This window comes from Sphingobacterium psychroaquaticum (assembly GCF_900177625.1).
Taxonomy (GTDB): domain Bacteria; phylum Bacteroidota; class Bacteroidia; order Sphingobacteriales; family Sphingobacteriaceae; genus Sphingobacterium; species Sphingobacterium psychroaquaticum.
In genome coordinates, this window is the sequence record NZ_FXAU01000001.1 from 21,192 (window position 1) to 34,154 (window position 12,963).

At 42.9% G+C, this 12,963-nt stretch carries 11 protein-coding genes; 4 read left to right on the plus strand and 7 right to left on the minus strand.

All coding sequences use genetic code 11. The features are described from left to right. Window positions 1-129 precede the first annotated feature (129 nt). Window positions 130-795 carry a tetratricopeptide repeat protein gene (locus B9Y69_RS00085; RefSeq protein WP_085471057.1) on the plus strand — a complete coding sequence of 222 codons (666 nt, stop codon included), beginning with the start codon at window positions 130-132 and terminating at the stop codon, window positions 793-795. A 59-nt stretch (window positions 796-854) separates the two neighbouring features. Here B9Y69_RS00085 and B9Y69_RS00090 read toward each other — a convergent pair whose 3' ends face one another. The 6 genes from B9Y69_RS00090 to ppk1 form a co-directional block, all read right to left on the minus strand. Next, entirely contained in the window at window positions 855-1,934 is a 1,080-nt protein-coding gene (locus B9Y69_RS00090; protein ID WP_085471058.1) for an agmatinase family protein, read from the minus strand. A 67-nt stretch (window positions 1,935-2,001) separates the two neighbouring features. After that, window positions 2,002-2,931 carry a DUF1801 domain-containing protein gene (locus B9Y69_RS00095; protein WP_085471059.1) on the minus strand — a complete coding sequence of 310 codons (930 nt, stop codon included), beginning with the start codon at window positions 2,929-2,931 and terminating at the stop codon, window positions 2,002-2,004. 32 nt (window positions 2,932-2,963) lie between these two features. Beyond that, window positions 2,964-3,392 (minus strand): DUF1801 domain-containing protein, encoded by a 429-nt coding sequence (locus B9Y69_RS00100; protein ID WP_085471060.1) that lies wholly within the window; start codon window positions 3,390-3,392, stop codon window positions 2,964-2,966. A 42-nt stretch (window positions 3,393-3,434) separates the two neighbouring features. Then, on the minus strand, window positions 3,435-3,857 hold the full coding sequence (locus tag B9Y69_RS00105) for an SRPBCC family protein (RefSeq protein ID WP_085471061.1): 423 nt from the start codon (window positions 3,855-3,857) through the stop codon (window positions 3,435-3,437). A gap of 78 nt (window positions 3,858-3,935) precedes the next feature. Further along, window positions 3,936-4,844, minus strand: coding sequence for an NAD(P)/FAD-dependent oxidoreductase (locus tag B9Y69_RS00110; RefSeq protein ID WP_085471062.1), 909 nt, complete (start codon window positions 4,842-4,844; stop codon window positions 3,936-3,938). Between the two features lie 176 nt (window positions 4,845-5,020). Further along, complete coding sequence (gene ppk1 / locus B9Y69_RS00115) at window positions 5,021-7,099, minus strand: polyphosphate kinase 1 (RefSeq protein WP_200811721.1); 2,079 nt, start codon at window positions 7,097-7,099, stop codon at window positions 5,021-5,023. Window positions 7,100-7,300: 201 nt separating this feature from the next. Between ppk1 and mnmE the strand changes: the two genes are divergently transcribed. After that, window positions 7,301-8,677, plus strand: coding sequence for a tRNA uridine-5-carboxymethylaminomethyl(34) synthesis GTPase MnmE (mnmE, locus tag B9Y69_RS00120; RefSeq protein ID WP_085471063.1), 1,377 nt, complete (start codon window positions 7,301-7,303; stop codon window positions 8,675-8,677). 125 nt (window positions 8,678-8,802) lie between these two features. Here mnmE and B9Y69_RS00125 read toward each other — a convergent pair whose 3' ends face one another. Next, window positions 8,803-9,324 carry a hypothetical protein gene (locus B9Y69_RS00125; RefSeq protein ID WP_144036468.1) on the minus strand — a complete coding sequence of 174 codons (522 nt, stop codon included), beginning with the start codon at window positions 9,322-9,324 and terminating at the stop codon, window positions 8,803-8,805. Between the two features lie 246 nt (window positions 9,325-9,570). Here B9Y69_RS00125 and B9Y69_RS00130 point away from each other — a divergent pair, with 246 nt between their 5' ends. Next, window positions 9,571-9,957 carry a hypothetical protein gene (locus B9Y69_RS00130; RefSeq protein ID WP_085471065.1) on the plus strand — a complete coding sequence of 129 codons (387 nt, stop codon included), beginning with the start codon at window positions 9,571-9,573 and terminating at the stop codon, window positions 9,955-9,957. A 287-nt stretch (window positions 9,958-10,244) separates the two neighbouring features. Continuing rightward, entirely contained in the window at window positions 10,245-12,776 is a 2,532-nt protein-coding gene (locus tag B9Y69_RS00135; RefSeq protein WP_085471941.1) for a tetratricopeptide repeat protein, read from the plus strand. Window positions 12,777-12,963 lie beyond the last annotated feature (187 nt).

A 12,963-nucleotide genomic window follows, 5' to 3' on the forward strand; every position in this document is an offset into this window, starting at 1 on the left:
AACATGTGTCGTTATAAATGTTGAAATGTTTATAACTTCGCTTTGGAGGCTTCCGTGAATAATCGGAGCTTTATGGAGAGTAGTCATATCGAAGAAAAACAATTAAAAAGAGTATAAAAGAAAGGATTTATGAAACGTATTTTTTTAAGTAACCAATGGAAAGCTGTGAAGTTAGGTTTGGCTTCAGCAGCCCTTGCTTTGTTTGCCTTAACAGCACAAGCGCAAGAGCAACATAGTAATGCTAATGTCCGTTTAGGCCAAAAGGCTCTTCTTGATGGAGACTTTAAATCGGCTGCGGCGCACTTGGAAAAGGCCCTGCCAACAGAGGCTAAAGATCCTGATGTTCAGTATTTGTTGGGCTATTCACAATTTCAAAATGGCGATTTCAACAAAGCTGTTGAAACGTTCAAAAAAGTTATTGCATTAGATAGTAAAAATACGTCAGCTTACTATTATAAAGCTAAAGCTAATAATACATTAGCAGTAGCGAATGATAGTAAATTGGCTAACGCGGCGAAAGAGCAATTATTGAAGTCTGCGATCGAAGACTACACGAAAGCTATTGCTATTTCGGCGAACGATGCTAAATTTTACCAAAACAGAGCGGTAGCTTACCGTGATCTAGGTATCTTGGTAGGAACAGCTGGAACTCCAAATTACAATAAAGCGGCAGCTACAGATGCATACAACAAAGCGGTAGCAGATTACGAAAAAGTATTGACTTACGATTCTTCTCGTAAGGATATCCAAACAGAAGTTAAGAAAGCGAAAGTATATCGCGATAACTTAAAGTAAGGGACATAAAAAAGCGGGATCTAGTAAGATCCCGCTTTTTTTATAAAGTAGATTGAACACTAGAACACAATACGTTCCCCTACGTTCAAGCCATTATTTTTTGCAAATGCACCACAAAGGTGGAACAATAATCGAGCACCCACATTGCCATCCCATTCATCGGTTTCACCTGGGGCCACTTCGACTAAATCCACACCGATAATTTCCCGATCGGAAGCTGCTAATTTATTCAGCATGTACGTCACTTGTTCATAGGATAAACCACCTGGAACCGGTGTTCCTGTATTTGGACAGTACCAACGGTATAACGCATCGATATCAAAACTGATCGCTACTTTTTTCGGCAAAAGACCAATCATTTCATCCACCTGTTGCCGCCATGTTTTTCCTTCAAATTGCGCTGTTTTTAGATCAGCATCCGTAAATACTTTTACTTTATCCGAGGCACGAACGACATCTACTTCCTGCTCACAGAAGTCACGAATTCCGACCTGCAACAGGTTTGTAATCTGTGGTAACTGTATAGCATTGTACATAATTGAGGCATGTGAAAAGGTAAACCCTTCATAAGCGATGCGCAAGTCCATGTGTGCATCAAAATGAAGAATACCAAAGCTATCGTGCTGTTCAGCTAGTGCCTGATAGTAGCCGTATGGTGTAGAGTGATCGCCACCCAATAAAACCACTTTCTTGCCTTGAGATGCCCAGTAAAGTACGCGTTCTTTCAACTCTGCATTTAGCTGTGCTGAAGCGGCATTAATTTTATCTAGATCAGCTTGTAAGTTGGGATGGTCGGCAATATCTTCGCCTTCTTCTAAGGCTGCGATAATGGGCTGCGCCAAAGCTTTATATTTTTCACTATTTGTCTTCCACGATGCAGGTGCCTCATCCATGAACATACCAAGCTTCCACAATTCAGGGAACTCTTGGTGCAGAAGGTCTACTTGGAAAGATGCATCCATAACGGCATCCGGCCCATCAGCCGCACCTGCTCCATAGCTAACAGTTACTTCCCACGGCACAGGAATAATAATGAATTCACTTTCTTCCGCTGTAAAAGGCAGACCAAAAATACTTGCATCCGCTAAACCCGGTTGTGAAGGGTCAAAATTTGCTATTTTCTGTTCTTTTGTCGACATATTCTCTATTGCGTAATTTCAAAAGGCAAAGATAAGAAGAACGTATAACATTCATTTAGCTTGTATACTATTTCTTGTACTTGTCGTGCAGCCCTTTGCCTTGTAAGACCAGAGGGATTATTTTTTCGATCCGTGTAATCTTCGTTTTCTCTTGTTTGGCATCGGCGATATATTCCATGTATTCACGCTGCTTGCCTGGCGTTAGTTTGGTGAAGGCAGCGTCTAATTTCGTGTCGTTTGCTAGCGTTTCTTTAAGGATGCCATCCAGCGTAAGGGGCGTTGATTTTTCTGCTTTGAGCTCCTTGCCGTCGATTACCGTTTGAATAGCTTCTTCTATGTATGATTTAACGAGTTTCGGATCAATATCGTCAGCCGAAGTAAAACGCCACTGGCGCAGCGATTTTGTTTTTCCTTCCGAAGCGGAAACTAAAACCTGTTGTGGATCGCTGAGGAATACACCGTTGTGAAACCATATTGCGAAGTGATTTTTGAAACCTGAAAAAGCGACGACATTCTTTCCTTGATAGGTGTATATATCGCCACCCCATTTAAACTCCTTGGTGAGCGGAAGTTCATGGATTATTTGTGCGACCTTTTCTGTCGCTTCCGCCCATTGGCTGTTGTATTTTTTCCAATCGGGAGCTTCTTTATCGTGTAGGCGATCTATGTTGTAGTGGACGATGTCCTGGATCAATTTTTTAGGAAGTGGCTTATCCAACGGTAACTGAATAGCACCTTTTGAAGTTTTGTAGGCCGTCAATTGATCCGCGAAATGGACAATAGCCGCTGGCCCGGGATATAAACCTAGGTGATTTTTAGACATCGCAAAATGAATCAAGTTCCCATTATATCGAAAGGTAGGCATCTGGTAATTGATTGTTTCTGTTGCTTCCGGTGCTGCGCTTGCTATTATTTCCCTAAGCGTAATAAGGAGCTCTTTTTTCTCCCCATCGAAAAGTGAAATATAATCGGCTATGGTGGTAAATGAGTTCGACATCTTTGGATGAAATTAAGCGTATACAGGTTTTTTTATTGTTTAATGCGTTGATATTTTTCACTGATATAATCCAGTGTATATTGCATCAAATTTAACAATTGGTCTTCCTTGATATCGGCTAGTTTTTTGATATAGATACAGGCTTTGCTGATTTTGTATTTGCCCAGGTTTTCCAAAAGATGGGCTGCTTCTTCGCATCCGGTATGGACGTAAAGGGAGAACGCTGCTTTTCGCGGTGAAAAGCCTAAGATTGGTGCGTCGCCTTCGTGACCACTTGCATATTTGTAATGATATTGTCCGAATCCAATGATGCTAGGGCCAAACATACGGGCATCTTCACCGGTTACTTGCTTCATCAGCTCGATCAAGCGATAACTATCCGCTTTTTTCTGCTCCTCTGTAAGCTGTTCAATATAGTCGACTACAGATTGGTCTGTAAAAAATGTTTTTACTCCTGCCATAATGTGACACGTAATATAATCTTAAACTAACGGAGGATAATCTTAATTGTTGCCGTAGATTCGTTCTACATATGCTTTAAAATTATTCAAGATCGCTTGCCAGCCATCGCGTTGCATCTCGATTGGGTTCGTCTGTTCTGGATCAAAAAGCACGACAATATCGGTGTGGTCGTCCTGAGCAAGAAAATTAATTTCCGCATGGCGACCGTCTCCCATCTTGTATGCAATCTTTCGGAAGGGCTCCAGCTTGGTGTATTCCCCTTCAAAATCAAACCCGAAGCGACCATCTTTAGCTTCCATCCGGTAATTGAATTTACCACCGATGCGTAGATCATTCGTAGCAGCGGTACAATGCCAGTCATCCGAAGCATGATTCCATTGTTGAACATCCTCGGCAGAGGTGTATGCATTCCATACGGTTTCTACCCGAACATGGATCACACTGGTTATCTTTATCTGTTCCATAACGTATCGTTAACTTTAAAGCAAGTTACGACAAAATTTTCGATAGATATTCTATGTTTTTTTATGGATTGGAAATTTTTAAAAAGATTCCGTTACGAGCTCCATATTAACCATAGCTCCAGCGGTGCTTCCTGTGGAAACAGCCAATGCGACCGAACGCATTGGCGAGGAGTTATCGCCGCACGCATATACGCCTGGTACGCTTGTTTTCTGCATAAAATCAACCTTGATATGTCCTGCATCGGTAAGTGTGCATCCTAGAGCGTCTGCGACACCTCCTTGTTGCGTAAAAGGTATGACTGCATAGAGGGCTTGGAGGGGCATGAAAACTCCAGTATCGAGGGTGATACCATCGATTATACCTTCCTTTTCGGATATGGAGATGATACGTTCTTCGTGGACCAAAATACCCGCTTTTGTCAGCTTCGTACGCTGCTCAGCTGTAAATTCAGCTTCTCCATTGGTGAAGAGCTGCAAGTCTTTACTTAAGTTATACACTAAACCGGCGAGATGCAGAGCACGATCTCCATGGGCTAGGATTCCTGTCTTCTGGTCTTTAAACTCATAGCCGTGGCAATAAGGGCAGTGGATTACTGTTTTACCCCACGCATTTGCCAAGCCCGGAATATCGGGAAGATTATCTTTAATACCGTTTGCAAGAATTAGTTTCTTGGCAGTGAAGGCTTCTCCCGTTGCGGTTTCTACGACAAAGAAGCTATCGACTTGGGTCACGGTATTGGCTGTTCCTTCCACAAAGTGAACCGTATCGTATTGATGAACCTGTTCGCGTGCGCGTTGTGCAATCTCGGCCGGAGCCTTTCCATCCTGCGTTAAGAAATTGTGGGAGTGTGGGGTGAATCTATTGCAAGGCAGACCACTATCGATAATCAGTACTTGCCGGCGCGAACGCCCAAGTGACATAGCGGCGGATAGGCCCGCATAACTTCCTCCAATAATAATGACGTCAAATGGTGCGTAAGGTATCATAGTGTTCTTAATTTGTTGAAACAAAACTAAGAGGTTAAATTCTTAATCGCAACATTGTTGCGTCATTAATCTGTCAGACTATTTAATATAAGAAGGGCGTCCTATCGACTATGGAGATATCTAGGCACGATGAACCATAATCTAGAAACTATGAACAACAAACTACTCACCACCAACTACAAAGTTTTTCCTTTAAGATAGCGATGCAGCTCCACTTGAGATCGAATATCCTTCTTACCACTTTCGACATAGGCATTATCAAGCTCATTATTTAGAATCCGAGCCTTAACATTATCCTTGAGCTGAATATGCAGCATATCGATCAGCTCCGTTTTTATCTTCTTATTAATAATGCGCACGGCAGCTTCAATACGATGATCCAGATTTCGAGGCATCCAGTCGGCTGATGATATATACACATGTTCCTTGCCGGCCGCGTAGAAATACATCACACGCGCGTGTTCCAAATACTCATCCACGATACTGATCGCTTTGAGCGGCTGTTTGAATTTTTTATCGTTCACCGCACAGTAAATGCCCCGAACGATCAACTCCACCTTGACACCGACCAGCGCCGCTTCATAAAGTTTTCGAATAAGGTGCTTATCGCTCAGCGAGTTTATTTTAACGATGATATGCGCTTTTTTTCCAGCCTTAGCTTCCGCGATTTCCTTATCGATATAGGCGACAATCGCGTTACGCATGCTGGTAGGGCACACCATAAGATTCTTGCAGTTTGCTAAGGTCAATGCCAAATCTACCTTTGGCTTTTTCAGTGCGGCAAAGACTTTGTTGATGTCCGCCATAATCGTCCGGTTACTTGTCATCAGGCAATAGTCACCATAAAACTTAGCGGTCTTTTCGTTGATGTTCCCCGTGCTCACAAAGCCATATTGTACCGTTTTATTTTCGATACGTTTTTTGATGATACAAAGTTTAGCGTGTACTTTCTTGTCGGGGATACCAAGCAGAACCGTGATACCTTCCATTTCAAAACGTTCTTTCCAGTCGAGGTTATGCTCTTCATCAAATCGAGCACGCAACTCCAGCATCACGACGACCTCTTTACCATTACGCGCAGCATTGACTAAAGCATTTGCAATTTTGGAATTCTCCGCCATGCGGTAAATCGCGATGTGTATAGATTTTACATCTGGATCCATCGCCGATTCCCGCAGCAGGTCGATCATCGGTACGAAGCTGTGGTACGGAAAAGATAACAGCACATCCTTCTTAATCAAGACATCGCTGATGCGCTGCTTCCCATCAAAATCCGGGTGGTAAAAAGGGATGCGTTCCTTTGCCTTTTCCTCTGTTTTAAAGACTTTAGGGAAGTCCATAAAATGTTTGAAATTATGGATTTTCTGTCCCGGAATGATACTATCTTTCTTCGATAAGTTCAGCTTTTTTATTAAAAATTCTACCAATGAGGAGTCCATTTCCTTGTCGAAGACAAAACGTGTAGGCTTACCTTTGCGACGGTTTTTGACGCCTTTGGTTATCTTTTCCACCAACGTGGTATTGATGTCGTTGTCTATATCAAACTCCGCATCTTTGGTAATCTTAAAGGCATGTGCCTCGAAGGTGTCAAACCCAAAGAAGGAGAAGATATAAGGAAGGTTAAACTTAATGATGTCCTCTAAGAGGATGACATGCTTTTCGCCTTTTGGCGCTGGCAGTAAAATAAAGCGACCGTTGCCCTGTGTCGGAACCTCGATTAACGCATACTTCGTTTCATATTCCCAATCTCTTTTGCGCATCGCAATCCCTAAGTACAAGCTTTTATCACGCAGGTAGGGAATGGGACGCATATCATCCAACATCAGTGGGATTACGTTGGATTCTACTTCGTCTTCGTAGTAATGCTTTACGAAACGTTGTTGTTGTGGGTTCAGGTCGGCAAAGGATTTTATATATACCTTTTGCTTAGCCATCTCGACTTGAACCTCACGCCATGTTTCATCAAACTTATCCTGCTGTTTGATAATACGTTCATATAATTCATCCAATATACTCTGTGGCGTTTCGTAGAAAATCTCTTTTGCTTCTTTTTGGTTAAAGGCTAATGCACGCTTTAGGCCGGCTACACGCACCCTGAAAAACTCGTCCATATTGTTGGAGAAAATTCCCAAAAACTTGATGCGTTCGGATAAAGGAACCGTATTATCTGCTGCCTCCTGTAATACGCGCCCGTTAAAACTTAACCAACTAATATCGCGGGGAATAAATTTCTTGATCATCTTTTTCTTTGCCACTTTCTTGAATGCTAAAAATATTGAAGTAAAGTTTCTTAAATATAAACAAATTGTAAACAAGATGTTAATAAACATTCCCAAAACATTTGCTTAATTTATAACAAGTAAAGGCCGTGAATCGTTTGTGGAGGGGAATGGATAGGGATATTGCTCCTAAGCGGATTAAACGGAACTCTCACCAGTATTTTATACCTTTGCACCATGTCAACAGGATTAATTTCATCAGATACTATTGTTGCACTGGCGACTTCGCCGGGCGTAAATGGTGCTATCGCTGTGATCCGTCTTTCGGGTGCAGAGGCTATTCATATTACCAACCGTGTGTTTAAAGGCAAGAATCTACTGGAGCAGCCCTCGCACACGATTCATTTTGGTACGATTCGCGATGGCGATGATATTATTGATGAGGTATTGGTGTCCTTGTTTGTTGGTCCGAATTCTTACACGAAGGAGCATGTCGTAGAGATCTCGACGCATAACTCGGCTTATATTATTGAGCGCGTTATTCACTTGTTGATGAAACAGGGGGCACGTGCCGCGAAACCGGGGGAGTTTACGCTTCGTGCTTTCTTGAATGGCGGACTGGATCTGTCGCAAGCGGAAGCGGTGGCGGATTTAATTGCTTCGAATTCGGCGGCATCTCATCAGGTGGCCATGCAACAGATGCGTGGTGGTTTCTCCAATCAGCTGAAAAAGCTGCGTGAGGATCTGGTACATTTTGCTTCGCTTATTGAGCTGGAACTGGACTTCTCGGAGGAGGATGTGGAGTTTGCCAATCGCGATCAGCTGCGGTTGTTGATTACTAATATCTATCAGGTAATCCGCAAGTTGATTGCTTCGTTTGAGCAGGGTAATGTGTTGAAGAATGGGGTGCCGGTGGTGATTGCCGGTAAGCCGAATGTGGGTAAGTCGACTTTACTGAATGCGCTCTTAAATGAGGAGCGAGCGATTGTTTCTGAGATTGCGGGAACAACGCGGGATACGATTGAGGATGAGATTAATATCCACGGGATAACATTCCGTTTTATTGATACAGCGGGTATCCGGGAGACAGCAGATATTATTGAGGCTAAAGGGGTGGAGCGTACCCGCGAGAAGATGAGGCAGGCGCGCCTGATTGTTTATTTGTTTGACCCGACGCAGGATAGTGTGGCGGATGTGCAGACGCAGATTGCGGAGGTGCAGCATTTGAATATTCCTTTTGTGACGATCGTGAATAAGAGTGACCTGATTACGGTGGAACAGCGTTTGGCTTTTGATGTTTTGAAGCCGTTGTATATTTCGGCAAAGCAGCAGGAGGGGATCGATGATTTGAAGGATGAGTTGTTGAACCAGGTGAATCTGGCGAATGTGAATCACGATGATGTCATGGTAACGAATATCCGACATGTGGAGGCGTTGCAACATACGCAGGAGGCGCTGGAGAAGGTGCTTTACGGCTTGGATAATCCGGTAACATCGGATTTCTTGGCGATGGATATCCGTCAGTCGCTTCACCACTTGGGTGAAATTACTGGGGCAGTGACCACGGATGATCTCTTGGAGAATATTTTCTCGAAGTTTTGTATTGGGAAGTAGTCTCTTCCCATAGAAAAACCAACTTTAGTTCGTTTTTATCAAACATCTAAATAAACAGCTCGGCTATGATGATCTTGATTTATATGATTATCATAGCCGAGCTACTTTTATCTTCAACCCAACAGCTAGTTTGGTTTTATGCTCGCCTTAAACTGACCATCGGTAAGGACAACCTTGCCTATCGTATTTAGGCCTTCTACTCGGATTAATGTGCCTGTAAAAGAACCTTGTACCTGGCCATTATCAATCTTAGTTATTTTCAAATCAAAGGCATCATCAGTAGAAACCGTTCCTCGTGTTGCCGCAGCGTTTAGCTGTCCATTACTACTGCTAACAATATGAGCAGAAAGGATGGTGTAGCCGGACGCATCATCTAAACTATATTGACCTGCAGGTACACGTGTTTTTTCAGACATAACGGTAACCGTGACCGATTCTTTCCCACTGTTCATGCCATAAATACTCAGATAGTTCCCACCATCCACCCAACGAGCTTCTACAATAGGGAATATTTTCTCAGTACCGTCTACTTTTACTTTAAAGTAGTTCTCCTGCACTTCACCGTTCGCATCATCATCTTTGCTACATCCGGTATAAAGGAAAGTTAGGAGGCTTAAGAATAGCCCCAGTGTAAGTGTTCTTTTCATCGTTGTTCTATTGATTGTTCGTTGTGCCATTACCTTGCTAAAACTGTGCCGATTATAAAATAGTCTCTTATCTCCTCTAGGTCTTTGGCTGTCACAATCTAGCATACGATATTAGTGTACATCTATAATTATAGTGTCAGAGAAAGGAAGTATAGGCTTATGAGCCGCTTAAGGCTAACATTTTTAATACATTATAAAATCCTCAAAGAAAATCAGTAATATTACCTATATAAAACCACTTCCATTATGCGTAAATATCTCATTCTACTTTGTCTGCTTTCCTATGCGCTTTACCCATCGGCAGAAACATTAAAAGCCAATCAAATTGAAATTCAAAAAGAAAAAGTATCCTATGCTTACATCCGGATAGAAGGAAAATTCTTGTCCAAAAAATTAAAAGTAAATGTCGACTTAGGTGATTCCGAAAAACAATTGGAAGACGGAATGAAGTTATCGCAGATTCTCACCAATACAAGATCATATGCGGCCGTATTAAACTACATGGCGGAGATTGGATATGAGCTCGTAAATACGCTAGACCTAACCAAAAACTCCGATGGAACAGGAGGAACATCAGGTATCGTATACGTCATGAAGAAAACGGAGCCAAGTGACATGAAAAGATATCGCTAACAGAACCTCAATTTACCATTTCGTTGTGTGTATTTTTAAGTAGCGGTTATCTTCAGCAAATCTCTTTAGGTTTACCAGTATCTTTTGAAATATAGATAACACATCCGGTTTTCATATTGCTCCATCGGATGGGTATAACTTTCCTGTTTAACAAACAGGTTAATTGTAGTAGATCCTGATAACTACTTTTTTTAGATAGGATAGCGCCCCTTGGCAGGAAGATTGCACTGTGATCATTATTCCCTATGTGGATAAATGATTGGAAAAGGAAAAAAGGTTCAGAGAAAATGATACATAAACAAAGGATAGGCTACAATTATCTCACATATACACTAATCGGTATCTTTCTATTTGTAGGGGGCCTAGGCTACGCACAGGAAAAAGAAAAGAAGCAAGCAGAAAAACCACAAACTACTGAAAGAATAGATCAAGTCAGGCCATCCGTTATGGATTCTATCGAAGTCGTTCGTGACTACCGTCCGATGCTGGCTGATGCGGTAAAGATACGTCGAAGTCCGGATATGAAGCTCGACCGGGAAGCACTAGAGAAGGAACTTCGGCAGGTTGCTGTGGGCGTGTATTTTGCAGAAAACGGATTCAAAGAACCTTATCACAGCCCATTGCCGGAAAGATACCCTAACGCCCTACGCAGTAATATCGATAACAACAGAATTGGTATTTTGGCCTATCGCGCTGGCGAATATGAACGAGCAACTTCTATCCTCAAGAAAGTAGAGCCAGCGGACGCTTTCTATCAAAGCTCGATCATTGCTTTGGGCTATATTTCCTTAAAAACAGGCGATATGCAAAGTGCATGTCATTCATTTTCTAAAGCATCCAAGATGAATTATGATCGGGATTTGAAAATGGATGCCCTGTTCAACTACGCCAAAACCTTGTATAGCTTGGACTCGGTACAAGTAGCCTTGAAATCACTTCAAGAATATTTTGCCCTAAAATATGTCAAACTTGATGCTGATGTAAAAAGCACGGAGACTACGGAGACGCAACTGGCGAAGGTTCTATCGGGGTTCAGCAATTTTCAGGCTCCTGTATATTTATTTGAATCATTCAAAAATAGAGATCGTAAAGCCGATATTACTTACCAAAAGATTACCTATTATCGGGGTATGGAGTTTTATAACGAACGCGCTTTCGAAAACAGCATATCCATGTTTATGCGATCGGAGAAGTTTCAGTTCGATGCCGAAATGGCGGCGTTGGCTACCTATTGGAAAGCAGAAGCTATGTATGAAGTGCGCAAGTACGGCGAGGCGGTGGAAAACTTCGCTAACTTCCTACGTTTGCCCGCCGCACGGAACACGACCGTTTACAATTATGCGAACTATGCCCTGGCCTATGCGGCTTTCCGTAACCGTAAGTATAGTGTGGCCGCCGAGTATTTTGAACGTTTTTTAACAACGAAGGACAGTTCGTCGGATGAAGCGGTACGCTATGATGTAATCGCCCGTTTAGGCGATTCGTATCTGTCTATGCGCAACTATGGTCGTGCCAAGGACTACTACAACATCCTTATTAAGAACAACGCTCCGACACAAGATTATGCCTTGTTCCAACAGGCTATTATTCAGGGGTTGCAGGGCGATAATGAGGCGAAGCTCAATACATTACGATCCATTGTTAAAAAATACCCGAGTTCGAACTATGCCGATGACGTAGCGTTTGAGATCCCGTATGTGTATTTCACAAAAGGGGAGTACGAGGCTGCCATCGAGGGGCTACAAAAGATGGTCGAAACATATCCGCGCAGCAGCTATATTCCGAGGGCGTTAGTGACAATCGGACTGGTGCAATATAATAAAGATGACACCGAAGCAGCTATCGCTACATTCAAGAAGGTGGTGAAGGAATATCCGACGACCGATGAGGCCGCCCAGGCGATTGGTTCTATTGAAAATATCTACCTCGACAAAGGTGATGCTACGGGTTATATCCAGTATGCCACCAGCAGTAATGTTATGAAGCTGAGTGCTGCAGATCAAGATAACCTGGCATTTAAGATGGGCCGTACCTTGTTTTCCAGAGCGCAGTACGGTCCAGCTGTGGAAGCAATCAATGCCTATTTTGATAAATTTCCGAAACCAAGGAATGAGAAGCATGCGCGCTACATCCGAGGGGTGAGTTTATACCATACCGGGCAGCCGGAAAAAGCACTACATGACCTAAATATTATCCTGAACGACTGGACAAGTCCGTATACAGAGAGTACACTGATGACCGTTGCTGCCTTGTACTTGAGTTTGAAGCAATACAATGAGGCAATTGTGCATCTCAAAAAATTAGAGCTCAATGCTGATTATAAAAATAACTATGGTTACGCCGTTACGAATCTGATGATTTGTTATTTTGAAATTGGTGATATGGAGCAGATGAATAAGTATGCAAATCTGGTGAAGAACTATCCACGCGCATCTGACGAGGAAATTGCAACGGTACACCTGTATAGAGCAAAGGCAATGCAGAAGCAAGGCAATGCGAAGTCTGCCATGGACGAACTGAACTTAGCAGCGCTCAAAAGCAAAGCGCCAGTCAGTGCTGAGGCAAGGTACCGTGTGGCTCTGTTGCAGTATGAAAATAAAGAGTACAACAAAGCGCAACAGTCTGCCTTTGATGTGATCGAGAATATGAGTACGCATGATTATTGGGTCGCTAAGAGCTTCATCCTGCTGGCGGATGTGTATGCGCGTAAGGGGGATATTCGTCAGGCGAAGAGTACATTAGAGAGCGTGATCGGTAATTACGAAGAGGATGATGATGTTATACCTTCAGCCAAAGAGCGACTAAAGAAATTGAAGTGATAATAGGCGCCTACCAGCCCATACTTCCCGAAAAAAACAACGTATCGCCGTTACTCTTTGTAGCATCCCCACATGCAATAGGGGCAGCGCGTGGAGACTTTGGCGTGTCGTGTGAAGACAATGGGACAAAGCCTAAGGACTTAGGTTTAAAGAAGACCGGAATACGACGTATTGTGCCTGCGTGATG